The 23,412-nt window shown below is 39.7% G+C and carries 19 protein-coding genes; 9 read left to right on the forward strand and 10 right to left on the reverse strand.

All coding sequences use genetic code 11. The features are described from left to right. Positions 1-69: 69 nt before the first annotated feature. The 4 genes from VB733_RS11225 to VB733_RS11240 all read left to right on the forward strand — a co-directional run bounded on the left by VB733_RS11225 (position 70) and on the right by VB733_RS11240 (position 5,825). Positions 70-219: a hypothetical protein gene (locus VB733_RS11225; RefSeq protein ID WP_323340167.1), complete on the forward strand. Its 150-nt coding sequence runs from the start codon at positions 70-72 to the stop codon at positions 217-219. 75 nt (positions 220-294) lie between these two features. Next, a complete protein-coding gene (gene wecB / locus VB733_RS11230) occupies positions 295-1,434 on the forward strand; it encodes a non-hydrolyzing UDP-N-acetylglucosamine 2-epimerase (RefSeq protein WP_323340168.1) in 1,140 nt (379 codons plus the stop codon). A 261-nt stretch (positions 1,435-1,695) separates the two neighbouring features. Continuing rightward, positions 1,696-4,395 carry a PAS domain S-box protein gene (locus VB733_RS11235; protein ID WP_323340169.1) on the forward strand — a complete coding sequence of 900 codons (2,700 nt, stop codon included), beginning with the start codon at positions 1,696-1,698 and terminating at the stop codon, positions 4,393-4,395. Positions 4,396-5,078: 683 nt separating this feature from the next. Further along, the gene (locus VB733_RS11240; protein ID WP_323340170.1) at positions 5,079-5,825 is read left to right on the forward strand and encodes a hypothetical protein; all 747 of its coding nucleotides are present in this window, start codon (positions 5,079-5,081) and stop codon (positions 5,823-5,825) included. Positions 5,826-6,026: 201 nt separating this feature from the next. On the opposite strand, the gene VB733_RS11245 is transcribed toward VB733_RS11240, so the two are convergent. The 7 genes from VB733_RS11245 to VB733_RS11275 form a co-directional block, all read right to left on the reverse strand. Continuing rightward, positions 6,027-7,373, reverse strand: a complete 1,347-nt coding sequence (locus VB733_RS11245) for an NAD(P)/FAD-dependent oxidoreductase (protein WP_323340171.1) — start codon at positions 7,371-7,373, stop codon at positions 6,027-6,029. Between the two features lie 659 nt (positions 7,374-8,032). Continuing rightward, positions 8,033-8,767, reverse strand: coding sequence for an amino acid ABC transporter ATP-binding protein (locus tag VB733_RS11250; protein WP_323340172.1), 735 nt, complete (start codon positions 8,765-8,767; stop codon positions 8,033-8,035). Next, positions 8,760-10,253 (reverse strand): ABC transporter substrate-binding protein/permease, encoded by a 1,494-nt coding sequence (locus VB733_RS11255; protein ID WP_323340173.1) that lies wholly within the window; start codon positions 10,251-10,253, stop codon positions 8,760-8,762. Before VB733_RS11255 ends, VB733_RS11250 begins: the two co-directional genes overlap by 8 nt. Positions 10,254-10,394: 141 nt before the next feature. Continuing rightward, complete coding sequence (locus VB733_RS11260) at positions 10,395-11,231, reverse strand: dienelactone hydrolase family protein (RefSeq protein ID WP_323340174.1); 837 nt, start codon at positions 11,229-11,231, stop codon at positions 10,395-10,397. 795 nt (positions 11,232-12,026) lie between these two features. Then, positions 12,027-12,620 (reverse strand): sulfite oxidase-like oxidoreductase, encoded by a 594-nt coding sequence (locus VB733_RS11265; RefSeq protein ID WP_323340175.1) that lies wholly within the window; start codon positions 12,618-12,620, stop codon positions 12,027-12,029. Positions 12,621-12,769: 149 nt separating this feature from the next. Next, positions 12,770-12,946: a 50S ribosomal protein L32 gene (gene rpmF / locus VB733_RS11270; RefSeq protein WP_096610240.1), complete on the reverse strand. Its 177-nt coding sequence runs from the start codon at positions 12,944-12,946 to the stop codon at positions 12,770-12,772. Between the two features lie 119 nt (positions 12,947-13,065). Further along, positions 13,066-13,509, reverse strand: coding sequence for a hypothetical protein (locus tag VB733_RS11275; RefSeq protein ID WP_323340190.1), 444 nt, complete (start codon positions 13,507-13,509; stop codon positions 13,066-13,068). 340 nt (positions 13,510-13,849) lie between these two features. On the opposite strand from VB733_RS11275, the gene VB733_RS11280 reads away from it, so the two are divergent. Next, on the forward strand, positions 13,850-16,006 hold the full coding sequence (locus VB733_RS11280; protein WP_323340176.1) for a caspase family protein: 2,157 nt from the start codon (positions 13,850-13,852) through the stop codon (positions 16,004-16,006). A 52-nt stretch (positions 16,007-16,058) separates the two neighbouring features. On the opposite strand, the gene VB733_RS11285 is transcribed toward VB733_RS11280, so the two are convergent. Continuing rightward, entirely contained in the window at positions 16,059-16,448 is a 390-nt protein-coding gene (locus VB733_RS11285; RefSeq protein ID WP_323340177.1) for a Mo-dependent nitrogenase C-terminal domain-containing protein, read from the reverse strand. 601 nt (positions 16,449-17,049) lie between these two features. Here VB733_RS11285 and VB733_RS11290 point away from each other — a divergent pair. The 4 genes from VB733_RS11290 (at position 17,050) to VB733_RS11305 (ending at position 21,514) form a co-directional block, all read left to right on the forward strand. Further along, on the forward strand, positions 17,050-18,198 hold the full coding sequence (locus tag VB733_RS11290) for an anion transporter (RefSeq protein ID WP_416336312.1): 1,149 nt from the start codon (positions 17,050-17,052) through the stop codon (positions 18,196-18,198). Positions 18,199-18,379: 181 nt separating this feature from the next. Then, the gene (locus VB733_RS11295) at positions 18,380-19,309 is read left to right on the forward strand and encodes a hypothetical protein (protein WP_323340191.1); all 930 of its coding nucleotides are present in this window, start codon (positions 18,380-18,382) and stop codon (positions 19,307-19,309) included. Between the two features lie 153 nt (positions 19,310-19,462). Beyond that, positions 19,463-20,569, forward strand: a complete 1,107-nt coding sequence (locus tag VB733_RS11300; protein WP_323340179.1) for a DMT family transporter — start codon at positions 19,463-19,465, stop codon at positions 20,567-20,569. Positions 20,570-20,950: 381 nt separating this feature from the next. After that, positions 20,951-21,514: a hypothetical protein gene (locus VB733_RS11305; protein WP_323340180.1), complete on the forward strand. Its 564-nt coding sequence runs from the start codon at positions 20,951-20,953 to the stop codon at positions 21,512-21,514. Positions 21,515-21,616: 102 nt separating this feature from the next. On the opposite strand, the gene VB733_RS11310 is transcribed toward VB733_RS11305, so the two are convergent. After that, on the reverse strand, positions 21,617-22,567 hold the full coding sequence (locus VB733_RS11310; RefSeq protein WP_323340181.1) for a class I SAM-dependent methyltransferase: 951 nt from the start codon (positions 22,565-22,567) through the stop codon (positions 21,617-21,619). A gap of 322 nt (positions 22,568-22,889) precedes the next feature. Further along, positions 22,890-23,333: a hypothetical protein gene (locus VB733_RS11315; RefSeq protein ID WP_323340182.1), complete on the reverse strand. Its 444-nt coding sequence runs from the start codon at positions 23,331-23,333 to the stop codon at positions 22,890-22,892. Positions 23,334-23,412 lie beyond the last annotated feature (79 nt).

Here is a 23,412-nt window from a genome sequence, read left to right on the forward strand (position 1 = left end):
GAATTTAAATATTCTGAAGAAATTGCTAATCAAAATTAATCTTGTTCAAAAACAAAATGAGACTCGAAAATGGAACTAAAATCTACAAAACAGCCAAAAAGTACAGATTTTGGAGATAAAAATCGTAAAATCAGACAATTTAGAAATAATTTCTCACTAAAGATATTAATTTTAGTCGCGCGACACTGGGCTGTTACAGTAGACGGGCATTTGACGTAAGCTTACAGTTACCCTGAGGGGAACCCACAGTACAGCACTATTAATCTTTAACCTTTAACCATTAACGACCGACTAATGAGCAACGATAAGCAAGTTTACATTATTTTAGGAACTCGTCCAGAAGCAATTAAATTAGCACCAGTTATTCAGGTTTTTGAAAATGCTCCAGGTTTTACGTCGAAAGTGATTCTCACTGGGCAGCATCGCGAAATGGTAGAACAAGTGATGCAACTATTTGACTTGAAAGCTGATTATGACTTGGAGATTATGCAGCCCAAGCAATCGCTCAATGATATTACCTGTCGCAGTTTGCAAGGTTTGGAGAAGCTATTTGCAGAGAATAAGCCGGATTTGGTTATAGTTCAAGGAGACACAACTACCGCATTTGCGGCTACATTAGCTGCCTTTTATCATCAAATTCCCGTCGGGCATGTAGAAGCTGGTTTGCGAACCGATAACTTGTACAATCCTTACCCCGAAGAAGCCAACCGCAGATTAATTTCCCAAATTACCCAATTACATTTTGCACCAACTAGTTTAGCTGTGGAGAACTTGCAGCGTTCCGGTGTGTTGGGAGAAATTCATTTAACGGGGAACACAGTTATCGATGCATTGCTGGATATGGCGACAAAAGAACCTAGCTGCAATATTCCTGGTTTAGAATGGGGAAAATATCGAACAATATTAGCTACAGTACATAGACGGGAAAACTGGGGAGAACCATTACAAGATATTGGTGAAGGGTTTTTACAAATCTTAGAAAAGTTTCCTGATACCGCCTTGTTATTACCACTACACCGTAATCCTACGGTACGAGAACCTTTACGAGCGATACTAGGAAATCATCCCCGCGTATTCTTGACTGAACCCTTAGATTACGCCGAATTAGTTGGTGCAATCATGCGATCGCACCTGCTTTTGACTGACTCTGGTGGCTTACAAGAAGAAGCACCAAGTCTCGGTAAACCAGTCCTTGTTCTACGTGAAACTACTGAACGTCCTGAAGCTGTAACTGCGGGTACGGCAAAACTCATAGGTACAAAAAGTACAGATATCGTGGCGAATGCCGCAGAATTACTAGCAAATAAAAGTGCATATGATGCCATGGCAAATGCTATTAACCCATTTGGTGATGGACATGCAGCCGCAAGAATTTTAGAGATAGTTGGAAAGTTTCTCACTCACGCTGAATTGGGCTTCCTGGGAAAGAGCTAAAAAAAGATCATCGAGTAGATAGAAGGACAAATCAAGCTTAAGCCGGATTTCTCACCCCGAATCTCAATGATTTGGGGTTTGTTTGATTTGATTACTTTTAAATTCATGTAAAGATTCCCATTTACCAGAAAACTCGGAAGCGGAACCAGCAACGATACAGCTATATTGATGAATAATATCCCTAAAACTAACCAGCTAGGATTTTTATTTAAGTAAATTTTGTTACTAGTAATTTAAAATCAGGATTCTACCATCCGTGCTATGCTTACGCAAAATATTCCCGACTTGCTCCAACTTTTTTTAGAGCATACACCTGCATCTGTTGCCATGTTTGATCGAGAAATGCGCTACATTGCCACCAGTCGTAAGTGGTTGACAGAGTATGGTGATTATGAATCAAATTTGTTCGGTTCGATAGATTCCTGCCACTCCTCAGTATTAGCAAATGTTTGTTTAGAGTGGAAAAAGATTCATGATCATTGCTTGACGGGTGAAATTGAGAAATGCGAAGCACAGAAGATAGTTAAACTGGATGGCACAGTTGATTGGTGGAAATGGGAATGTCATCCTTGGTATGACAAAAATGGCGAAGTTGGCGGAACATTCTTGTTTACAGAGAACATTACTGAACAAAAACATACAGAAGCTCAGTTGAAGTTTTATGAAGAACAACTCGAAGAACTAGTATCAAAACGTACCCATGAATTGCAAGTAGCGATCGCCCAACTACAAGCAGAAATAGTAGCGTGTAAAATTGCTGAAGAAGAAAGACAGAAGCTTGTTTCGCTGATTGAAAACACTTCAGATTTTATTGCGATCGCCAGCCTTGAAGGTAAAATCAGTTTTATTAATGAAGCTGGGAAAAAGCTTTTAGGGTTGGATAAGCTAGATAAACTCGAAAATATACATATATGTGACTGTCATACACCAGAAGATTGGGCATATTTGCAAACAGAAGTTTTACCAACAGTTATAGAAACAGGTAGATGGCAGGAAGAACTTAACTTTCGACATTTTCAAACTGGGGCAAGTATACCGATTGAATACAATATTTTTACAATTAAAGACCAAAAAACTGGTCAGCCAATTGCTTTAGCGACTATCTCTCGTAATATTACAGATCGGAAAAAAACTGAGGAAGAACGACAGCACTTCGTTTCTTTAGTAGAAAATAGCTCTGATTTTATTGCTATGGCAACCTTGGATGGTAAAGGTTGGTATATAAATCAAGCTGGTTTAGAATTAGTGGGTTTTAGAGATACAGAAGAATTTCTACAAACAACAATATCTGATTATCATACAGATGAGGATAACAAATATATTCAAGAAGTCGCTGTGCCAACGATTATGTCAAAAGGATGTTGGCAAGGAGAACTCAGCTTTCGTCATTTTAGGACTGGAGAACTTATTCCCATAGAGTACAATATTTTTGTCCTCAAAGACCAAAAAACTGGTCAACCAACAAACCTAGCAACGGTTACGCGAGATATTAGAGAACGCAAACAAGCCGAAGAAGCTTTACGTCAGTCGGAAGCAAAATATCGTGAATTTGCACGTCGAGAGCAACTAATCAATGTTTTAGCGAGCCAAATCCGCGAATCACTTGATCTCGATCAAGTATTAGAAACTGCAATAGTGGAAATTCGAGATTTATTACAAATAGAACGTTGCAGTTTTTCTTGGTTCAAACCCGATAGTGAACCACCTGTTTGGGAAACTCTCAAAGAAGCAAAAGAGGAAAATTTTCCCAGTTTATTGGGTTGTCATCGGGCTGATAAAATTGGGCCAGTTACCCAAATGTTTGTAAAGCAAGAAATTCTCAAAATAGATGATGTCACAGAGTTTCACGAACCAATACATAAAAGTTTTTTGGAACGTTTAGGAATTAAATCAGAAATAGTGTTACCAATTAAAACTCGTTCGGGTCAAATTGGTGTTATCGTCTGTGGACATTGGACAGAAACTCGTCCTTGGACTCCAGATGAAGTGGAATTACTCCAAGCAGTTATAGATCAATTAGCGATCGCAATCAACCAAGCAGAACTTTATGCTCAAAGTCAGCAAGCTGTAATGACTGCGACTCAGCAAGCACAACAAATTGAAAATACCCTGACAGAACTCAAGCGTGCCCAAACCCAACTAGTACAAAGTGAAAAAATGTCCAGTTTAGGGCAACTTGTAGCTGGAGTTGCTCACGAAATCAATAATCCCGTCAACTTTATCTATGGGAATTTAGCCTATGCCAGCCAATACACTGAGGATTTACTTAATCTCCTCAATCTTTATCAGCAAGAGTATCCGCAGCCAACGGACAAAATTCAAGCAGAAATAAATGCGATTGATTTAGATTTTATTTTTGCGGATTTACCAAAAATTCTATCTTCAATGAAAATAGGTTCCGACAGAATTCGAGACATCGTCCAGTCATTACGAACCTTCTCCCGACTAGATGAAGCGGAGATGAAAAAAGTTGATATTCATGAAGGGATTGAAAGCACCCTAATGATTTTACAGCACCGCCTCAAACCAAAACAAGATGAGCCAGCCATTGAAATCATTCGGAACTACACAAACTTACCTAAAGTTGTCTGTTATGCCGGACAACTCAATCAAGTATTTATGAATTTACTGACTAATGCGATTGATGCCTTAGAAGAGGGAATAGAAGAAGGTAAGATTTCATCCCCTCTGATTAAAATCACCACGGAAATTTTGGATAATAATCGTATTATCATTCGGATTGCCGATAATGGCATGGGAATAGAACCAGAGGTTCAAAAACGCTTATTTGACCCATTTTTTACGACAAAACCTGTGGGAGTTGGTACCGGTTTAGGACTTTCCATTAGTTATCAAATAGTAGTTGATAGACATGGTGGCGAACTACATTGTCATAGTCAGTTAGGTGAAGGGACAGAGTTTGCGATCGAAATTCCTATGTCTCAGCTTGGTGATACTTAGTGATACTGAATTCATGTTTAGCCCTTCCCTAGCTGGGCAAGAGTTTGGTTTAGATTTATCGAAATATAATGTTGTTTACAATATTTTTAAATTGATTCACATTGCAGGCAAAGCTATAGCTGAGAGCTTATGTATAAATTAAACCTTAAGACCAAAGAAACCCAGTTTTTGGGATTTAAGTATTGAGCATCATCTGACTTTTTGATGAGAAACCCGGTTTCTCCCTGCGCGACTATCCTTAATATTTACTTTATAAATTGTCTCTGATGCTACTTGTCTTTATAATATCTTCTTATCGGAAATTTAAATTTCTTACAATTGGATATTTATTTTCCCCATTTTCTCAATGAGAACACTTAATTGCACCAACAAAATATAGCCCATCCATCAAAATTAAATATTCTGGGTTTTTACTAGTGCCAAAATTAATTATATGTTTTAAATTATATTTATTGTTTGACTAAACACAAAATCAGCATTTTCGCAAAAATACAATCATCTGGCTTTTCAATAGATATCCTAAATTCCCCAGTATGTATTGAAGTGAGACTTATTTCACATTGGATACTGCTAAATTATCAGGTTGCACTATCTAACCGATTACAACATTTACGGTAATAATTTTTGACTCTATCAAAAGTAATGAAACTGTAATTAAACTTGATCATAGATAGCGCAAAATAATGAAAGATATATTGTCATTAATTGAAAATAAAAAGCAAGATTTTGCTAGTCTTCCCCTATTTCATTACATGCACAATCTGCATATTCATCCTCTTCAAAGACTAGCTTTTGCTCCTTGTATGGCTCATTTTATCATGAGCTTTAGTGATATTAATAAGTATGTGTTGAGGACACCTCAATCGTCTCATAGCATTCAAAAAATAGTGAACCAATATACATACGAAGATGATAATCATTGGCCCTGGTTTATTTCTGATATTGAACAATTAGGTTTTAATCACCTATTAAGTTTTACTGATGCGTTAAAATTTATTTGGGGAGAAGAGACAAAAATTACTCGTCAGATTGCATATCGAGTTGCTGGGTATGCATTAGAGGCGGAACCAGAAATAAAAATTCTGATAATTCAAGTATTAGAAGCAACAGCAGATGTATTTTTTTGCCAATCTCTGAAAATAACTTCAGAACTGCGAAAAAATACTAATTTGGAGTATTTATTTTTTGGTGATTTACATTTACATGAAGAAACTGAACATACTATGGGAAACTCCCATTCTGAAAAGCTCATTGCCGAAATTGAATTAACTGATTCTCAGCGACAAAAAGCTTTACATGTAATCGAACAGATATTCAATATTTTCTCCGAATGGACTTATGAGCTATTAGCTTATGCACAAAATCATCCAGTGGAAATTGTTGAAGCTAAATCTGCACCTTCTAAATCAGAACTAGCAATTTGTTTATAATCTTTTAACGACAATTTATTAGTTCAACTGGATATTGATAGAGAGGCTATACCGTTTCTCCAAAATCTGGCAACACACAAATCTCCATGTCATCCCGTCTGCATATGTTACTTTTTTTGGAGAATTCGTATTACATATAACCTCTCTATCATATTTGTGGTAGTGAAATTCCAACAATTTATAATACCTGCGGAATGTTGACTAGACGTTTACAGGCTTATCTATTGTTGGTTGGTGTGTAATGACTTTAGCCAATGCTAAAGATTCTTGTCCAGTAATCAATCTTGAACCACGTTTGCGGGTGAGGTAGTTCCATGCCCACTGAATCATTACTAATAATTTGTTGTCGAACTCAATTAAGAAATAGATGTGGATTAATAACCAGAATATCCATGCAAAGAACCCTTGTAACTTGATTGAACCTAAATCTACAACGGCGGCATTTTGTCCAATCATAGCTAGAGCGCCATAATCGTTATATTTAAATGCTTGCATAGTTTTACCCCGCAAGCGTTTTTGAATTAATTTAGCCACATATTCACCCTCTTGAATTGCCACTGGTGCAACACCTGGGAGGGGTTGATCTTTTTGGTGAGAGAAGTTAGCTAAGTCTCCGACTGCGAAAATATTTTCGTATCCCTTAATACTCAAGTTGGGTTCGACAATAACTCGTCCGGCGCGATCGCATTCTACACCTGTACGTAATGCGAGAATTTTCGCCATTGGTGAAGCTTGAATACCTGCTGCCCATAATATCGTCTTGGACGTAATTTCGTGGAATTCATCGCCTTGCTTGTAGGTGACTACGTTGTTTTCAATATTTGTCACCCTGGTTTTTGTCTGTACGCTTGCACCCAACTTTTCTAATGATTCTGCTGCTGCTTTCGATAACTGCGGTGCGAGGGACGGAAGGATACGATCGGCACCTTGTAATAGTACAACTTTCGTTTCGGAGGTGTCGATGTCGCGGAAATCCTCTTTGAGAGTTTTGTAAGCCAACTCTGCGATCGCACCTGCTAATTCTACACCAGTTGGACCACCACCGACAATCACAAAGGTTAATAAAGCCCGACGTTTGACGGGATCGGTTTCTTTTTCTGCTGCCTCAAAGGCGCTAAATATCCGACGACGGATTTCGATCGCATCTTCAACAGTTTTTAAACCAGGAGCAACTTCTTTCCAAGCATCATTCCCAAAATAAGAGTGATTCGCACCTGTGGCAACAATTAATGTATCATACCGAACTATGCGATCGTTCAGGATCACTTCTTGGGTTTTGGGATCAATATCACTTACCTCTCCAAGCAATACTTTTGTGTTCTTGCTTTTGCTAAGTATGGAGCGCAATGGCGAGGAAATATCACCAGGTGATAGCGTACCTGTGGCAACTTGATATAAAAGCGGTTGAAATAAGTGAAAGTTACGTTTATCAATGAGAGTAACATCCACATTTGCTTTCGCCAGCGCTTTCGCTGTATAAAGTCCACCAAAGCCACCACCAATGATTACAACCTGATGTCGTTGATGATTATCAAGTGAAGCTACCATAAATAATATTTCCTTTGTTAAGAAACATGTAACTATTCTTAACAAATATGTAACAAAATAATTAGATTTGTTGCAGTTTATTTTGAACAATTAGAAAAATAATTAAGTTAATCAAAGTTACGAGTTGTGATTATTCAAGTTCTTGTCTACTTATACCTATGCATTACTCAACATATTTACTCATCAGCTTGAAGCCATTTGATAAATACCCTCTCAAGGACTCAAGGGTGAGGAGTAAATTTATCAACTTTTGCTAATTATTGCTCAAAATTTCTTTTTATTGAGAATTCCAGACTACATAAATGATTGTTAGCAAAATTATTGAGTAAATACTCTCAATAATATTATTAATAAATTTGAGTTAACAGCGATCGCATAGTGAGTTAAGGGGAAAATAAGTGCCTAAATTCACAACTAATATCACGTCCGGTTGAATACTTATCATTCAGAGCGACACGGAGACTTAGAGACGCGGGGACGCGGAGAAATGTAAGTGATTTCCGAACATGATATAAGAACTTTAATTTCCCACTAAATAATCCTTGTTCTGAAATTAGCTCTAGTAGTCCGCCCAAGCAGCTTTGCAGGGATACAATTCTCCAAGTCTCCACCCGTGAATTTTCGCTTGGCAAACTACTAGACACAGACAACAGGCTATTTCATAGCATTTTTTCTAAAAATTGTTTAGCCCGATCGCACTTGGGTTGATTAAAAAAATCTCCGGGTGTGGTATCCTCTGCTAAACTCCCTTGGTCAAGAAACATAATCCGACTAGCAACTTCCCTAGCAAATCCCATTTCATGGGTAACAATTGCCATCGTCATACCAATTTTGGCTAAAACCTTCATCACTTCCAACACATCTTTCACCATTTCTGGGTCTAAAGCTGAAGTGGGTTCATCAAATAATATCATCTCCGGTTCCATTGCCAAAGCCCGCGCGATCGCCACACGTTGCTTTTGTCCTCCTGATAACTTCGCAGGGTAAACATGGGCTTTTTCGGCTAAACCGACTTTGCCCAATAATTCCAATCCTTTGTTGATTGCATCTTCTTTATTCAAACCTTTGACTTTAATTGGTGCATAGGTGACATTTTCTAATACTGTCATGTGGGGAAACAAGTTAAAGTGCTGAAATACCATCACCAATTCTTGGCGAATTTTGCTGATATTCATCTTCGGGTTGGTAATTTCGGCTTCTCGAAAATAAACTTTACCACTAGTGGGATGTTCGAGCAGGTTCATGCAGCGCAGAAATGTTGATTTTCCCGAACCACTTGGTCCCAGTATACCAACTACTTCCCCTGGATAGATTTCCGTGGAAATATCTTTGAGTACATTCAACTTGCCGAAGGACTTACACAGATGTTCTGTGCGAATGACTGTTTTACTCACTTAACCGCAATCTCCTTTCTAAAGCTGAGGCACTAAAAGTCAAACTCATTACTAAAATGTAGTAGATTAATCCGGCAAACAATAGCGGCTCAAAGTAAATATACTTATTAGCACCGACAATTTGGGCACTCCGCAATATTTCTACCATTCCCAAAGTCGATACTAAGGCTGAATCTTTTAACAGTCCAATTGTCTCATTCACCAAAGCCGGGAGAATATTCTTCAACGCTTGGGGAATAATGATATCCCACATCATCAAATGGTAAGGAACGCCCATTGACAAAGCAGCTTCGGTTTGTCCTTTATCCACCGATTGAATACCTCCCCGAATCGTTTCCGACATATAAGCCCCAGAATTTAGGGTAAAAGTTAACACCCCAGCTTGCAATGCCGGAATATTGTAACCTGTCAGTTGTGGTGTCGCATAATAAACCAACGCCAATTGTAAAAGCATAGGTGTACCACGAAACACTGAAGTGTAAGCATTTGCAAACCAAGTTAATGCTTTAATGCCTGTAATTTTGAAGAGGGAAAGTAACGTACCCCAAATTAAGCCAAAAAATAACGATAACACAGTAAACATTAAGCTTATGGGTATTCCCTGAAGAATAAAGGGAATATCAGGAATAATTCGCCTCAAATCAACATTCAGACCTTTTTTTGTCACCACTGGAGTCTGAGTCAGTGTATCTTTGATAGTGGCAATTCGCTGTTTCTTCAACTTATCTAAATCGCCATTATCAATCATTTTCTGCAAGACCTTATTAAAGGGTACAACCAAAGGTGAATTTTTGGGAAATGCGATCGCGCTTCCTCCTGCCTCTTCGTTCTCTGGTGGTAACGCATAAAATCCTAATTCTGGGTTTGATTGAGTAAAACCTTGGGCGACAATTTCCCCTAAAATCACAGCATCAATCCGCCCCGATTTTATCTCTTGAATCATTTCTGGAGCTTTACTCAACAGCTTAATTTCCAATCCTGGTAACTTCGCCGCCATTTTTTTAGCACTTTGCTCTTGAGTTGTCCCTAATTGCACCCCTAGGCGTTTACCTGCTAAATCCTCTAGTTTGGTAATTTTACTGTTTTTGTCAGCAATAATTGTATCTCTGCCTTGGTAGTAAATGAGGGAAAAATCAACATTTTGCTTTCTTTCAGGGGTAGGGTTCATACTTGCCATCGCAAAGTCAGCCCGATTTGCTTGCAATGCAGGAATCAAACCCCCAAAATCCGTCTCCATGATTTCCAGCTTGAATCCCAATTCCTTGGCAATATAGTTAGCAATATCAATATCAAAACCAACTATTTTGCGAGTGCTTCCCTGATTTTCGTAATACTCGAACGGTGGATAATCAGGGGAAGTAATCATCGTTAAGGTATCTTTACCAATCGATGATGCAAGTATCTGATGATTTTGACTCGTAATGATGCTGATTGCCAAAATTGCTGCAAACAGTAAGGTGAAAAGTGATTTTCTCCGCTTTTTCATAGATTGATGACTAAGTAGATGCACTTAAAGGTACAGATTTTTGCTCAAACTGTATTAATGTAGCTTCTTATTTGGCGATCGCACGGAAAAATCTAGTGGTTTGATCAGCTAAAATTGACAGAAAATAATTTTCTCTAGCTTCTACAATCCATGCTGTTTAAACCATTTCTGAAGGCGTTTCCAACCATCTTGAGCATCTGCTTTACGGTACGAGGGGCGATAATCAGCAAAAAAGGCGTGGGGAGCTTTTGGGTAAACAATAATTTCTGATTGACTGCGGCTGGATTTGAGTTTTTCCCGTACCAGTTGCACTGTGTTCAGAGGAATACCTGTGTCCTGACCTCCGTACAGTCCTAGAACGGGGACTTTTAGTGTAGAAACAACATCAATGGGATGCTTGGGCTGAAGGTCATTAGAATCACCTACTAAACGCCCATACCATGCGACACCTGCTTTCAATTTCGGATTATGTGCTGCATATAACCAAGTAATCCGACCACCCCAACAAAAACCCGTAATTCCCACTCTATTAGCATTACCTTGGGATGATTTGACTGCCCAATCCACCGTCGCATCCAAGTCTGAAAATACCTGAGCATCGGGTACTATCCCTACAATCGGGCGAATTTCGTCAATGTTGGTTAACTTGGAAACATCACCTTGACGGATAAATAATTCGGGTGCGATCGCTAAATATCCCAACTTAGCAAAGCGACGGGTAACATCTTGAATGTGTTCGTGTACACCAAAAATTTCCTGAATTACCAGGATAATGGGGAAGTTACTACCCTTTTGGGGTTGCGCTCTATAGGCAGGAATTTCGCCATCTTTAACGGGAATTTTGACTGTACCTGCGACTATTCCTTTGGTGTTAGTAGTGATTAATTTTGCAGAGGAAATTGGTTGTACTGCGAGAGCAAAACCAGTTGCTAAGGTAGCAGTTGCAATAAATTCACGACGTGTTAATTCTTTTGTCATTTTTGGCTGGCGTTGTGTAATTCTTGATAAATTTAAATATCCTGAACTTAAATATCCTGAACGCAGAGTTAAGTACAGGGTTCTACATTTTACAGTTTTGGCAATTTCTTTTACCACAAACTAATTATTTTTCGAAGATGTCTAAATATTTTCTTTACCGTCACACGATACTAATATAAGTCTGCAATATTAATCTGCAATATAAGTCAATACAGTTCAGTTAAGAATAAAATCAATTACTGCGAATAAAACAGATCAACTTTTTTGGAGGGGGCTTGGGGGACGCAACCGTCCCCCAATCGGGGGTTTGGGGGAGAATCCCCCAAATCTTGGTTCTCAGCAAATCGATTGACTAATAACCTTAACTGAACCGTATTGCAATATAAGTAGCCAGGTTTAATCAAAGTTAGGATGTGTTAGGCGTAGCCGTAACGCATCAAAGTATTATTCTGCATGGGTTACGCTGGGCTAACCCATCCTACAGAGGTTTTATATTTAATTGCACCTTCCTACTTAAATACGAGTAAAAAAATTGGAAAGATCAATTTAGGAATCATGTAAAAATAAGTAGTGCAAGCGTCTCGCTTGCTATTTCCCAAAGGTGGGCAAGATGTCCAGGGAGCATCCCAATTTTGCAAAAATAAAATTTGTAGTGGGAGCCGGAAAGCTTCCTAATCTCCAGGAAACGGGCTAGAGAGCCAGCACTACAAAAAACAATTTACACATTTGGGATGCTCCCGATGCCCACACTACTTGTTCAATTGATTTTCACACGAATACTTAATAACTATTTATTTAATAACTATAACGTTCCTCTGCCCAAGGTTCACCACGTCGATGATAACCATTACACTCCCAAAAACCTAATTCTTCACTGGCTAAAAATTCTAAACCATTAATCCATTTAGCACTTTTCCAAGCATAAAGATGTGGCACAACTAAACGCATTGGTCCACCATGTTCTGCTGAGAGCGGCTCGCCAAATAATTTCCAGGCAAAAAAGTTCTCTTCCCGAAATAAATCATCAATTGAAATATTAGTTGTATAACCACCGTAGCAATGTTCCATCACATACTTTGCTTGTGGTTCAACTTCAATCGCTTGCATAAAGTCGGTGACTTTAATACCAGTCCACTTGACATCAAGTTTTGACCATCGCGTCACACAATGAAAATCAGCCGTAAAATCACTTTGGGGCAATACCATAAAATCTTCCCAAGTAAAAGTCTTGGGTACAGCCAAACCCCAAACACGAAATTCCCACTTATCAGTATTGACTTGTGGAGTTTCACCATAGGTTAAAACAGGGAAACCACTAGCCAAATGTTGACCAGGAGGAACGCGGTTTGCATCTTCCCCTGTAGGTTTTTGAAAAAATTTTCCTAGCATTTAGATGAAATTAAAGTGGAGAGTTAGGGGTTAGGAGTGATGAGTTAATAATAAATTTGAGGTTAGAAATACTTAAAATTTTTAACTATTTAATTTTTAATTCCTAACTCCTAATTTTTGACTCCTAACTCCCAATTAACTCCTAGATTTTACTCTTCTTCGCCTTCTTCATCTTCATCTGTTGGATAGACAAAGTTTGAACGTCCGGTCAGAATTGATTTGCCAAGGGACATAGCCTTTTGAGCTTGAACATCAGCTTTATGTCTCCAGGTGGCGCGACGCGAGTCACGTTTTGATTTTGAGGTTTTCTTCTTTGGGCAAGCCATAGTAGCGGATACCGCAATTTTTGACAACCTTCCTATTCTATGTCATTTGTGGGAAATTGGGCATTGGGAAAGGTGGAGAAATACAAGTTGCCACACTCAGCACCCACACCCTCAATTCCCTAATTTGAGGCACTTGCAGTTGGTACTGCTGCTTCAGTGGGGGTTTGTGTTTGGTTAAACAATAACAACGATCGCGCGCTCTTAAAATATGTTGCCCAGATTTGGGGGTCGGGACGACTGCGCCATTGCTGTCGATTCACTCTGAGTTCTAATATTGGCGCGATCGCACCGTAATTTTGTCCGGAAATGATGACGGAAACCTCTGTTATCAATATATCTTTGTCAAAACTGCGTTGTGCGCCAGCACGGGCTGCGGCTTCTGCCCGACGTACCATACTTTCATAGCTTTCTTCTGACAAACTATCAATAACAATATCGGCTCGTGCTGTATAGGCTTGTACAACTTGTGGAGCGATTCCCTCCGCAATTACCCATATAGGTACGGCTGTTCCTAACAACAATATAGTATTGAGTATCCGGATTTTTGCTCTGAAGGCTGTCATAGATGGAGTAAACGACTTTAAAAAATTCTTTCTGGAAAGGGTATTTATGCTAATTGGGTTTTGAGTACGATTTTGCATCTGTTTGATCTCACTAACTGATGACCTGGAAATTGGATTAAGGTATGTATCAAAAATAACCTATTATTTTCTGGCTTTGATGACAATTATCTAGACTAATAGACATAGGTTAGCCTTGTTTTTTTACATAGGCAAACCCTGGGTATTTACCAGTTGCAACAACAGGGGCACCCTGCAATCCGCTACCTCAGAAACTCCTCTGTGCAAAGCACTGGTTCACCGCAACTCTTCGATTCTGCAAACCAAAATACGATCGAGCGCGATGGCAAAAAACTGGGCAATCGCTATAGGCATAAATCAATATCACTTTCTCCAACCTCTAGCTTGCGCCCAGGCTGATGCTGAGGCGCTTCGAGGTTTATTGGTATCTAATGGAGGCTTCAGACAGCAGCAGTCTTTGCTGATGAGTGATAGTTCTCCACCGATTGGAGATAGACCAACTTTCCCGACAAAAGATAATATTTTGCTACTTCTTGAGGATTTAGCTGCTGCTTGTTGGCGATCGCAAGACCGTGTATGGTTTTTCTTCAGTGGTTATGGAATACACCACAATGGCAAGGATTATTTGATGCCAGTCGATGGCAAGCCTGAATTTGTCGAGGAGACAGGTATTGAAATTGCCACAATTATGCATACTTTGCACAGCGTCAATGTCAATGCATTAATTTTGCTTGATATTAACCGTGCTTTTACAACTCAAGGGCTAGATACGTTTGTGGGACAAGAAATCATTGAACTGGCACAAGAATTGCAAGTTCCTTTGATTCTCTCCTGTCAGCCGGAACAATTTTCCTACGAAAGCACCGAACTTGGACATGGCTTTTTTACAGCAGCGCTCCTAGAAGCACTGAGTTCGGATCATGGTAAAACTTTAGGCGAGTTAGAAGCCTATCTTAGCGTGCGGACACCAGAATTATGTCAGTATTACTGGCGACCGACGCAAAACCCTGTAACTGTTATTACTTCAAGCAAGCAGGTCATTTTGGGAAACTCTGAACTTGAAAACGATATGGATGCTGCGGCGATAGTAGTATCCGAAGAAATCTTTGCACAAGCGATCGCATCTCCTTCTTTAGAAGAAAATGTTCCTAGTAACTACTCGCAGTTCCATCCACCAGCACATTCACAAATCAACTCGAATAGTTACCCAACTAACAACTCTAGTAATTATTCGCAGCTAATTAAGAATTCCGCCACCACTAGCTTTGGTAAACAAAGTCATGTTCACTCCGGAATCCAGGAACCAATTCAACGTTCGTTACCGCCTTCACTTCCCCCCGCGAAATCAAAAGTAGAAATATCACAACCGATTTCGGGGATTCCTAAAATCCACACCGCCAGTCAGGAAACAAATACGGGGCTTCCTTTTTGGATGCAGGTACTACTCTGGGGCGGGAGCATGACTTTGTTGATAGGAATGACAATTATTTTGATATTCCGCCATCATGCTGATTCCAAGGTTGAGCAAACATACTCAGTGCCATCGAACCCCAATCCTGACGAGTCATCATTTGTACAAACGCTGCCCGATGCTCCAGCCAATCAAACTGCACCACAAACACCAGCTACTCAGACGCAGGCTCCGTCAGCGACACCAACCACACCAGCAGCCAAACCAACTCCAACGGCAACAGTCAATCCATCTCCAGCAACATTACCTTCAGTTAACCCTGCTGCCATTAATTCACCGACTGATTTACCGACTGATTTACCTGCTGATGCACCGACAGTAGGTGAAACAACAGCAACGGCAACAGCAACACCAACGCCCACACCCACAACAACGTCAACACCAACAGTTCCAGTGGTTCTCGAACCATCCGAAACTCAAAGTCGGAAACAGGCGTTGTCTGAGTTAAACAAATTATCCCTAAGTCCTAATCAAGCCAGTGAGCTAGTATTAGCGATCGCAGCTGCACGCAAAATCAAGCCAAATGAACCACGTTACGGCGAAGCCCAAGTAAATATCCAAATGTGGAATAGTATGATATTTGAACTCGCTAACCAACGCGCCAAAAAACGTCAATACTCTTCAGCAATTGCCGCCGCTCAATTGATTAGTGACTCGGAAGCATTACATCCACAAGCAAAAATAGCCATCAACCAATGGCGACAGCAGGCAAAACAATATTTGAGTAACAAAACACTCATCCAAGCTGCCACTGGTTTAATCAAACCCGGACAAGCATCGACTTACAACCGCGCCATCGAAGTCGCCAAAAAAGTCTCCAAGGGCGAACCTGGCTTCGACATTGCTCAAAAATCCATCGATACATGGAGCAAAGAAATTTTCAAACTTGCTAAAAACCGCGCCGCAAAAGGAGAAAGGAAAGCAGCTATTGCTACAGCTACTTTAGTTCCCGAAGGAACCTCCGCTTACGACGCAGCCCAAAAAGCAATTCAAAGGTGGAAGAATTAGCTCTTAGCCTGAAAATGAGTAAGAGAGGCGATAGTTGCCTCTCTCACTTCGATTAACAATATTGGGAAATATCCTCCCCACATTCATCAGCCAGATAACACAACGCCCGAAACCGCAAACCAACAACCTCGTCATATACAGGGTTCAGCTTACACATTGGCGGAATGTGAAACAAGGTTTTGCCAAATAGTTTCACGTCGCGTTCAAATGGACATTGTGCGGGGATCGACTGACAAATCCGGTGGGCAAAATAGCGATCGCGAATTTGAATGTTATCGATCCAATTCCGCAATGGCTGGAAAAAATCACGTCTTGTTTTGTTAGAGACTGGATTCTGTTGAGTAAAGCTTTTATCGTTGGCTTCGTCGTTGACTTCTGCGCGATCGAGAGATACCCAGCTGGCGAAAAAAATCTTTTTACTGGTATTTCCAAATACCTTCATGGTTCACTCCTCTCTATAATTGAGGGTTTTGAACTGGTTTTCAATACTTGTAGATGAAAAACATCTACGACTTACTATTTGCTAACTATCTCTCCCGGAAGAACTGGCTAGGAACCTAAATACAATCTCAGTGTAAAGTATAAAACGGGAGCGACCCGAATTAAGTTCATTTACTATCTACGTCCAGTTAATCGCAAATTCCTGACGAATGGTAGTCAGGGGTTACAATTTTGTTCATAACTTGACATACTTAAGATTTTAATAAAGACATCTACCTTTGGACATATATATGTCCGTTTTATGCACAGTTTTTTGTGTGAATAAATGACTTTATCATAGATTAATACCTATAGTAAGTATTAATACTGGTTTGTGGTTTGGAAAATTCTCCATTCACAAAAGAAGTAAATACGATTAGATAGGTTCCCAGATATTACAAAATAGTTGACTAAGTTGATTTTATGGGAATTAACAGAGGTAAAAAGTGAGCTATGCTACTGCTTTCCAAAAACAAAAGTAATAAATATTACACTAAAGATTAGTGATTGTCCTCAAGTTTTTAACCTACAGCATATTAGGGCTAACCTACCTGGGGTTAGGCATGGGTTATATTCCCGGCTTACGAATGAATCGCGCTACTATCGCCCTAGTGGGGTCAAGTTTTTTAATTGTTCTAGGGGTAATAGATTTAGAGAGTGCATGGCAAGCGATAGATGCCAATACCATCGTATTTTTGTTGAGCATGATGGTAGTTAATGCGAACTTAACCTATGCGGGATTTTTTCCGCGTGCGTTATTGGTGTTATTGGGTTTTACTCGTAGCCCGTTTGGATTGTTGATAGCTTTAACTCTTGGTAGCGGTGTCATGTCAGCGTTTTTTCTCAATGACACACTAGCGCTGGTTCTAACTCCGCTAACTTTGACTCTGACTCAAGCCTTAAATTTGAATCCCATCCCCTATTTATTGACAATGGCAGCAGCGACGAATATTGGTTCGGTTGCAACCCTGAGTGGCAATCCCCAAAACATTTTGATTGCTTCGTTTTCTGGCATTGCCTATCTTGATTTTCTCAAAGCATTGCTACCAATTGCTGTAGCAGGTATGGCAATTCAAATTATCTTACTGTGGCTATTGTATCCAGAAGTGCGATCGCCTTTGGCGGTGAATCAATCCAGCGAAAAGCTGAACATCAGCAAGCCATTTATTTATCAGCCTTTATTCAATAAAACTATCATTATTACAACTGGACTGTTAATAGCCTTTGCAGCAGGTTTACCTTTAGCCCAATCAGCCCTAGTTGCCGCCAGTTTATTATTAATCACCCGTCGTCTGAAACCTCAGCGCATCCTCAAAAAAGTAGATTGGAATTTACTTGTGATGTTTTCCGGGTTATTTATCCTGAGCAAAGTCACTCAAAAATTAAATCTCATTCAACCCTTTACTCAAGTCATTGATACATCTGCTGGTTTAATTACTGTAACTTCTATTGTCTCTAATTTAATCTCTAACGTTCCGGCTGTGTTACTCCTCGAACCCCTAATCCCCAAAGATAATCCTCAGTCGTGGTTATTACTGGCTGCGTCTTCAACCCTTGCAGGTAATTTAACTTTATTTGGTTCTGTGGCAAATTTGATAGTTGTGGAAGCGGCAGCAGATTTGGGTTATCGTCTAACCTTCTGGGAACATTTGCGTTTTGGATTACCTTTAACAACCCTAACGTTACTTTTGGTTTACTTTTGGGTAAGTTAAGAAATAACGATTGTAGATTGCCACAGCCAGGAAAAGTTTTAGCTGATTCTTTATTTGGCAACATGATCTTTTCCCCATACAATCGAAGAATAGGCTTGTGCTTTAAATAACACGAGCTGCAATATCTTTAATTTATTAATTAACAATTTAGGGTATAAGGGCTATAAACATAACCCCAATGATGGTAGATAGGATTAACGATATCTTTTGGCAAGCGCAACAAGGCAGTGTTGCAGCCATTATTCAGGTGCTAAACCAAAGACTGGCAGATTCAGGTGTCAGAACTAGGGCAATGTTCGATAATGGTGTTTTGCAGCTCCTATGTGAAGCTGATACCCAAGAACAGCTGGAAAAGACAACTTTAGTGGCACAAATAGGTGAAATTCTCAAATCAATTGCGCCGAGAAATATTTATCGAATCAATATTAATTCCCGCATTGTTCGCGAACAACAATTACTTTGGCTAGAGGAAATTCATCGTGATCCAGAAAATCAATTACTTTGGTCAGAGGAAATTGTTTTAGAGAAACCTGGCTTTTTTCAGCAATTAATTCAGGATTTGCAAGAGCGGAAAATGGAAACTGCAAAAACTAATTTTCCCAAGGTGAGTCCTTCGCATTCAATAATAATTACTAATAAAAATAAACCAAAAAATTCTGTCTGGGGATGGATATTACTGGCGACTAGTATATGCATGTTTTTTGCAATGGTTAGTGTCGCTGTATATATTTTACTGGGCGATCGCTTAAAGGAATTACAGCAACCAGCGAATTCCCAATCATTTATACCAGCAGGCAAGTCCTTAGATTCCCAAAGTAGCAACCAGTTAACATCAGAAAAATCATCTGGAGAAACCAATCAAAATAGGGCAATGCGATCGCCAGATTATTTTGCCAGTGCCGTCAGAATTGCCAATGAAGCAGCAGAAGTTGGTAAAAAGGCAAAAACCTCGACTCAGTGGTTACAATTGGCTGCTAACTGGCAAAGAGCATCAGATTTAATGGCTAAGGTTCCACCTAACCACAGTCGCTATGAAGAAGCACAGATTCGGACAAAACTATATCGGCACTACAGCGAAGAATCACAAAAAGAAGCCGAGAAAAAGAAATAATTACGGAGTCATGGTGAACTGAATCACCCCAAAGTCTGATTCAACCTTAACCGAGTAGTATCGCTGAGTATTATTTCCTTCACAAAATGAAATGTTTCGGTAAAATTAGTTAAAGCAACTACATTTTGTGAAACATAAGGCTTCAGCAACCCCATGCAAATGAACGAGCGTGCATCGCGACTTCCCCTAGCTCCGCTATTATTAATCGCACCGTTTTTCCTCTGGGGAACGGCGATGGTAGCAATGAAAGGTGCAATTGCCCATACTTCACCTTTATTTATGGCAGGGATACGAATTTTACCTGCTGGCATCTTAATTTTGATTTTTGCTGCATCCAGGGGTAAACCTCAACCGCAAGGTTGGAAAGCGTGGTGTTGGATTGGATTGTTTGCGCTGGTGGATGGAAGTTTGTTTCAAGGTTTTCTGGCTGAAGGTTTAGTTCGCACTGGGGCTGGTTTAGGTTCGGTAATGATTGACTCCCAGCCGATTGCAGTCGCTTTAATGTCGTTGTGGTTGTTTCAAGAACGGATTGGGTTGTGGGGATGGTTAGGTTTAGCTCTGGGTGTTACGGGTATTAGTTGTATTGGTTTACCCGATGAGTGGATTTTAAGCTTGTTCTCCAGTCCAGTTTTTTCCCATTCCGGTTTGCATCTTCCTTTACTTTCAGCGAGTGAAGCAGTTAATTATTTACAATCGAATTTACATTTATTACTGGATAGCGGTGAATCGTTAATGTTGCTGGCAGCTTTATCAATGGCTGTGGGAACAGTGATGATTCGGTTCGTTTGTAAATATGCTGATCCAGTGACGGCAACGGGATGGCATATGATTTTGGGTGGATTGCCTTTGTGGGGTATCTCCGCAGTCTCGGAGACAGAGCAATGGAGTGGTTTAGTCACCTCCGACTGGTTAGCCTTGGGTTATGCGACAATATTTGGTAGTGCGATCGCCTATGCTTTATTTTTCTATTTTGCTTCGAGTGGAAGTCTGACGAGTTTGAGTTCTCTGACCTTTTTAACTCCTGTATTTGCATTGTTATTTGGTAATTTATTACTTGGGGAAGTCTTGACAACAGTACAATGGTCGGGTGTTGGCTTAACTTTAGTTAGTATTTACCTGATTAATCAAAGAGATAATTTTGCTGTCAACAATAAGAAATTAACTATTAAGGAAATTACAGCCCCACAACCTCCAAATCCCATCACTTTGCCTATGCGTGAATCGGAAGTAGGAGTCAAAATTAGGGGTGAAGAATACTAAATTATTATGTCTGGTGGAATACCTCATCATTAAAAGTGACGCGGGGACTTCGGGACTTAGAGACGTGGAGAAATTTTAATTGTAATCTGTAGGGGGTTTAGGGGATTATCTGCCAATTCTTGGTTTTTTCAATACATCAACTGAAAAAGCCTTAACTGAACTGTATTGGATTAAATTTAGCCGTCACATCTATCAAGCAAGAGATGGCATGATCCTCACAAGATTCTCAAAATTATCTCCTACATTAAGAATAGATATTACCTATTTATAACTATTCTCTAACTTAATAATAGGAGATGCATGACACTCATATTTATTCATCAGCGCCAGATGCATCACTCAATATCTCTTAGTGCTAACAGTAAAAGTAGAGGTTGAGATATGTTAAAGAATAAATATACGCTCTGGATAAGTTTATTAGTAGTTGCGGCAGTTGCTTTTGGTGGCGGGATGCTCACAGAATATTTATATCGAACACCAGGAAACGCAAAACCCCTCACAGTCTACGGGACAGATGAACAGGCAAGCGCAGTGCAAACCGATTTGTATGTCAGTTTTGACTCTAAGCTCAACCAAACCCAACAGCTAGAGAAATTATCTACCCTAATTTCCCGTTATAAATTTTGCGATTTACCAATAGAAATCAAAAGCATAAAAGACGGGATTGCGACAGTGAATTTGGATGAACATCCTTGGGTAAAAGCAGGAAATACACCTCCTTCAATTCCCGGTTGTTCGGGAAAAAGTTGGCGTTATGGTTATTTCCAAGGTAGTGCAGGCGGCTATGCAACAACTGCGACGTTAACACGAACTTTTGTCCAACCGAACTATCAAGGAAATTGGATTAAGGGTGTGCAATTTTATTATGCAGGTAAGCCGATTCAAGATGGTGATTGGGATCATATCCAGTTAGATGGAGTCATCACTAGTCAGAATCTTCCGTAACATTTCAGCAACCCCTAAACACAATTCTCTAAATTACTGAGAATGATAGCAGCGATCGCCTGAGAGATATTTTCATGCTTTCCTTGGTGACAGTAGTTTTTATTACAAGGGTTTTTTGGCAACAATTGTTCGGTGACGTGGGTCACTGTCTACTGTTAATGCTGACTCAAAACCAATATCTTCCAGAGTTGCTTCAATATTAAATGTGTAATATTCATCACTCCAAGGCTCAGTGCTTTTCATGAGAGTAAAGAGAACAGGAGGAAGATTTTGGATAACGGGAGATTTGGGATTATTATCAACAATTGCGATCGCGCCACCGGGACGTAGTAATCTATAAGTCTCTCGAAAAATTGCTTTTGAGGCTGCGCTGGGTAGTTCGTGGGTGAGAAATTGCAGCGTTACTAAGTCGAAGGATTTATCTGCAAGTCCGGTATTTTCCGCTTGTAGGTGCAACCACTCGGATATTTCGTTGTTAACATCAAGAATTTTCGCAACCGCTAGCATGTAAGGTGATAAATCTAACCCGACAGTGCGAACAGGGTGATTTTGTTTATTTTGGTAATATCGATGTAGTGCCAAGGTGGAAATACCCACCGAACAACCAACATCTAAAATATCTTCAACCTTTTGAGGTGCATATAATCCCAAAATGTTGTGAAAACTACCACGTAATCTGTCATGTGCGGCTTGCCAGGTTAGGGGTTCATTTTTCCATACGCGCAAAGCCATTGAATAAGTGGCGCTAGGTGCTTCCAAGGCTGCCTTCCAACACAGATTCCCCTCCGAATAGGCATGGAATGGCACTTTGTAATAGTCGGGGTAAGTTACTTGGGGATTAGTTACAGCGTCAAAGTGGTGCTGTACAGGAGATGCTGCGAGTTTCTCATAATTTTTGCGCCAAGGTACGCCATTTTTTTCAGCCGTTTTGATAATAACTTGCCGAGCCTGGTGTTTCATCACCTTGTAGATAGGCTTGGTTTGGATGAGCAAGTTAACAAATTGGGAAAGCACGTCTTCGCCTGCCCAATCTGGTTTAAGCTTTTTATTCATGAGTCTATATGTTAATTGAGGCGATTCTATTTTTATTTTAAGTTTATTTTAAGTGGGGATTGGATATTAAAGATTGGTAGTGCAGCAATAATCAGGAAAGCTGATTTCTCCTCGATGAATAAAATCCCAAGTCATCTGTTTCTTATTTTAGTAAACATTAATACATAGAATGCATAGATTTTATCAAGGTAATTGAGCATATAAGCTATCGATTATTGCTGCGATCGCATTTTCAGTGTTTGGGGTTTTGTGCTGATTGTATTAGCGTTCGCGGAGCGTTACCTCAGCCTAGCTCAACGAAGTTGTCGCCTTTGCATGAAGCTTAATTTACTGGTGCTAAATTTACTCCTTTATCACCTGGCTCAGTATATTTACAATAAACATTCAAGCCAATTTTGAGAATGTAGAGAATAATAATAGTGGCGATTGATGGATCGATAGGAATAGCTGTTAAAGCTATTAATGATGTAATTGCCGTAGTTAATAATACTGCGTTTTCCGGACTTTTAGTATATTCGCCGAGACGAGCGCGAAATCCTTCATCACTACAAATTTCCTCACGTAAAACTTCTAATGTGATTTCCCAGAGGCTTTTCTTTTCCTTTGTTGTGGATGTACCATTTTTCTCAATCCACAGTTCCTCAAACGATGTCTCAAGATTACCATGATGACGTTCTATAGCATCAATGGCTTTGTTTGCTGGTTGATATTCCTGCAATAACTCGCGTGCCGAGTCGATTTCCTCGTGGGTTAGTTGTGCATTCATACTTTTTTTAGATAATTTCTGGTATCGAATGGGATTTGGAAATAAAATTTGGTATTGAAGGGCTATGTTAAGCTTCCTC

The organism is Calothrix sp. UHCC 0171 (genome assembly GCF_034931845.1).
Taxonomy (GTDB): Bacteria; Cyanobacteriota; Cyanobacteriia; order Cyanobacteriales; family Nostocaceae; genus Brunnivagina.

Coding starts and splice junctions, on each gene's coding strand:
- VB733_RS11225 (WP_323340167.1), top strand. CDS start 70: ATGGAACTAAAATCTACAAAACAGCCAAAAAGTACAGATTTTGGAGAT.
- VB733_RS11295 (WP_323340191.1), top strand. CDS start 18,380: ATGGTAGATAGGATTAACGATATCTTTTGGCAAGCGCAACAAGGCAGT.
- VB733_RS11265 (WP_323340175.1), bottom strand. CDS start 12,620: ATGCTAGGAAAATTTTTTCAAAAACCTACAGGGGAAGATGCAAACCGC.
- VB733_RS11245 (WP_323340171.1), bottom strand. CDS start 7,373: ATGGTAGCTTCACTTGATAATCATCAACGACATCAGGTTGTAATCATT.
- VB733_RS11305 (WP_323340180.1), top strand. CDS start 20,951: ATGTTAAAGAATAAATATACGCTCTGGATAAGTTTATTAGTAGTTGCG.
- VB733_RS11235 (WP_323340169.1), top strand. CDS start 1,696: ATGCTTACGCAAAATATTCCCGACTTGCTCCAACTTTTTTTAGAGCAT.
- VB733_RS11255 (WP_323340173.1), bottom strand. CDS start 10,253: ATGAAAAAGCGGAGAAAATCACTTTTCACCTTACTGTTTGCAGCAATT.
- VB733_RS11260 (WP_323340174.1), bottom strand. CDS start 11,231: ATGACAAAAGAATTAACACGTCGTGAATTTATTGCAACTGCTACCTTA.
- VB733_RS11290 (WP_416336312.1), top strand. CDS start 17,050: ATGGGTTATATTCCCGGCTTACGAATGAATCGCGCTACTATCGCCCTA.
- VB733_RS11310 (WP_323340181.1), bottom strand. CDS start 22,567: ATGAATAAAAAGCTTAAACCAGATTGGGCAGGCGAAGACGTGCTTTCC.
- VB733_RS11280 (WP_323340176.1), top strand. CDS start 13,850: ATGGCAAAAAACTGGGCAATCGCTATAGGCATAAATCAATATCACTTT.
- wecB (WP_323340168.1), top strand. CDS start 295: ATGAGCAACGATAAGCAAGTTTACATTATTTTAGGAACTCGTCCAGAA.
- rpmF (WP_096610240.1), bottom strand. CDS start 12,946: ATGGCTTGCCCAAAGAAGAAAACCTCAAAATCAAAACGTGACTCGCGT.
- VB733_RS11240 (WP_323340170.1), top strand. CDS start 5,079: ATGAAAGATATATTGTCATTAATTGAAAATAAAAAGCAAGATTTTGCT.
- VB733_RS11285 (WP_323340177.1), bottom strand. CDS start 16,448: ATGAAGGTATTTGGAAATACCAGTAAAAAGATTTTTTTCGCCAGCTGG.
- VB733_RS11275 (WP_323340190.1), bottom strand. CDS start 13,509: ATGACAGCCTTCAGAGCAAAAATCCGGATACTCAATACTATATTGTTG.
- VB733_RS11315 (WP_323340182.1), bottom strand. CDS start 23,333: ATGAATGCACAACTAACCCACGAGGAAATCGACTCGGCACGCGAGTTA.
- VB733_RS11300 (WP_323340179.1), top strand. CDS start 19,463: ATGCAAATGAACGAGCGTGCATCGCGACTTCCCCTAGCTCCGCTATTA.